The sequence below is a fragment of the Centipeda periodontii DSM 2778 genome (assembly GCF_000213975.1).
Classification (GTDB): domain Bacteria; phylum Bacillota; class Negativicutes; order Selenomonadales; family Selenomonadaceae; genus Centipeda; species Centipeda periodontii.
The window spans coordinates 2,159,478-2,161,707 of record NZ_GL892076.1 but is presented as its reverse complement, the minus strand read 5'-3'; the positions used below and the strand labels follow the sequence as shown (position 1 = coordinate 2,161,707).

General features: G+C 60.8%; 1 protein-coding gene. It reads left to right on the top strand.

The window, feature by feature from the left end:
- The first annotated feature begins 175 nt into the window (after positions 1 to 175).
- Positions 176 to 1,822, top strand: a complete 1,647-nt coding sequence (locus HMPREF9081_RS09815) for a ShlB/FhaC/HecB family hemolysin secretion/activation protein (RefSeq protein ID WP_006307121.1) — start codon at positions 176 to 178, stop codon at positions 1,820 to 1,822.
- Positions 1,823 to 2,230 lie beyond the last annotated feature (408 nt).

The window sequence follows — 2,230 nt, the reverse complement described above, 5'->3', positions numbered from 1 at the left end:
CTGTTGCACGAAGTTTTTTAGCTTCGTGCAACAGCCCCTTTTTTTATGTTCTTCTCAAAAAACACATCACTTTCGTGTATGATTTCGTCACTTTTTGCAATTTCGTTGTCATAAATTGATTGACTTGTTAAAATAAATATTAATAGAAGTCAATGAATTTAGGAGAGAAGTCCTTATGAAAACGAAACTGTTTTCCCACAACGCATTGCATTGCGCTCTGCCTCTCGCAGCCGCATTTCTCCTCCCGTCCGTCGCTCTGGCGGCGACGAATCTGCCGCCGCCCGATGCGGGGCAGATCGGAGAGACGGCGCAGCAGAATGCACTCAAGAGTCATCTGCCCGTAACGGAGGGCGGTGCGGAGAGTGCCACATTCCGTCTCGCACGCATCACCGTCACGCAGGACGGTACGCAGCTGAGCGCGGACGAGCTGAACCGCCGCGCGGCAGGCTATGCGGAGCGCACGATCTCCGAGGCGGAGCTGAACGCACTCCTCGGCGATCTCACACAGTACGCACGCAGCCACGGCTACCCCGCCGCAGCCGCCTATCTCCCGCCGCAGTCGAATGCGGACGGCACGCTCGAGATCCGCATTCTCGCAGGACGCTATGGCAATATCAACATCGAGAACAGTGCCGCCGTGGATGATGGGCAGATCCGCCGCCTTGCGCACGCGCTCCACACGGGCGCACCCATCGAGGGGCGGCGCCTCGAAAAGGCACTCTATAACATCGCCGCCCTCAGCGGCGTGGAGGCGGCAGGGCTCCTCTCGCCGGGCGCGGATTTCGGCACGAGCGACCTCACCATCCGCGTCAAAGATGGAAAGCGGCAGAGCTTCGTCCTCTACAGCGAGAACTACGGGAACAAGACCTCGGGACGCTACCGCTACGGCGTGCAAGTAGGGCTGTCGAACCTCACCCGCAGCGGAGATCGGCTGAACCTCGCCGCGATGCTCTCGAACGCAGACCTTAGGAACTACAGCCTCACCTATATCCGCCCCGTCGGCGTGGACGGCACGATGTTCGGACTCGGTGTCAGCCGCATGAACTACGAGCTTGCGGGAGAGTTCCGCCGCCTCGGTGCGCAGGGACGCGCCGACACCGTCAGCCTCTTCGGCACGACGCCGCTCCTGCGCACCGCACGGGACAGCGTCAGCCTCACCTACGGATGGGACTACCGAAAACTCGAGGACGAATACAAGAACGTCGGCATGACACTTGAAAAGCACAGCAGCGCCGGTCATATCGGCGTGCGCGGTGAGATGAACCGCCCGCGCACACGGCTCACATATGACCTCACCGCCTATCATGGAACGATTGCGGCAGACTCGACGATGGCAGAGCGGCAGATGCGGAGTGCGAGGACAGAGGGCAGCTTTACCAAGGGCGTGCTGAATCTCGGCGTACGGCAGGAACTCGGCGGGCGTTTTCATCTGAACGTGAGGACGCAGCTGCAGGCAGCGGGGGACAACCTCGACAGCTCCGAGGAGATCTATCTCGGTGGGGCGAATGGCGTACGCGCCTACCCGCAGGGCGAGGGTTCGGGCGACAGCGGCTATCTCGCGAGTGCGGAGCTCGTCTATCGGACGGGCATCCCGCATCTCGAACTCAGCACCTACTACGACACAGGTCATGTGCAGTATGCGCATGACGGCGTGGATGGCGGCACGACGCTAAAGGGATGGGGCATCGGCGTTTCCTACAGCCGCCCCGGCGACTATTTCCTGCGGCTCGACTGGGCGCGGCGCATCGGACTTGCACGGAATGCGGGCGAGGAGGCACAGGCAAAGAACCGTCTCTGGTTTATGGTCGGCAAAGTATGGTAATATCGTACTGCGTCGCATGAGCCACCGGCGCCCCTATCGGCTCGCAAGCTCGCCACTTCCCCCGCACTGGCGGGGGAAGCTAATATGGCGTAATTGCTGTAACCTAAAAAGCCTCCCCCGTTTACGGTGGAAGGGGCGTCTTGAACGGTAGCGTTTTTCTATCGTAAGTGCGTCGCATGAGCCACCGGCGCCCCTATCGGCTCGCAAGCTCGCCACTTCCCCCGCACTGGCGGGGGAAGCTGATATGGCGTTATTGCCGCACACCCAAAGCCTCCCCCGTTTACGGGGAGGGACCGCGAAGCGGTGGAAGGGGAGTCTTGAACGGTAGCGTTTTTCTATCGTAAGTGCGTCGCATGAGCCATCGGCGCCCCTATCGGCTCGCAAGCTCGCCACTTCCCCCGCACTGGC

What these genes read in the sequence shown, in the direction of transcription:
- HMPREF9081_RS09815 (WP_006307121.1), top strand. Translation starts at nt 176, where the DNA reads ATGAAAACGAAACTGTTTTCCCACAACGCATTGCATTGCGCTCTGCCT.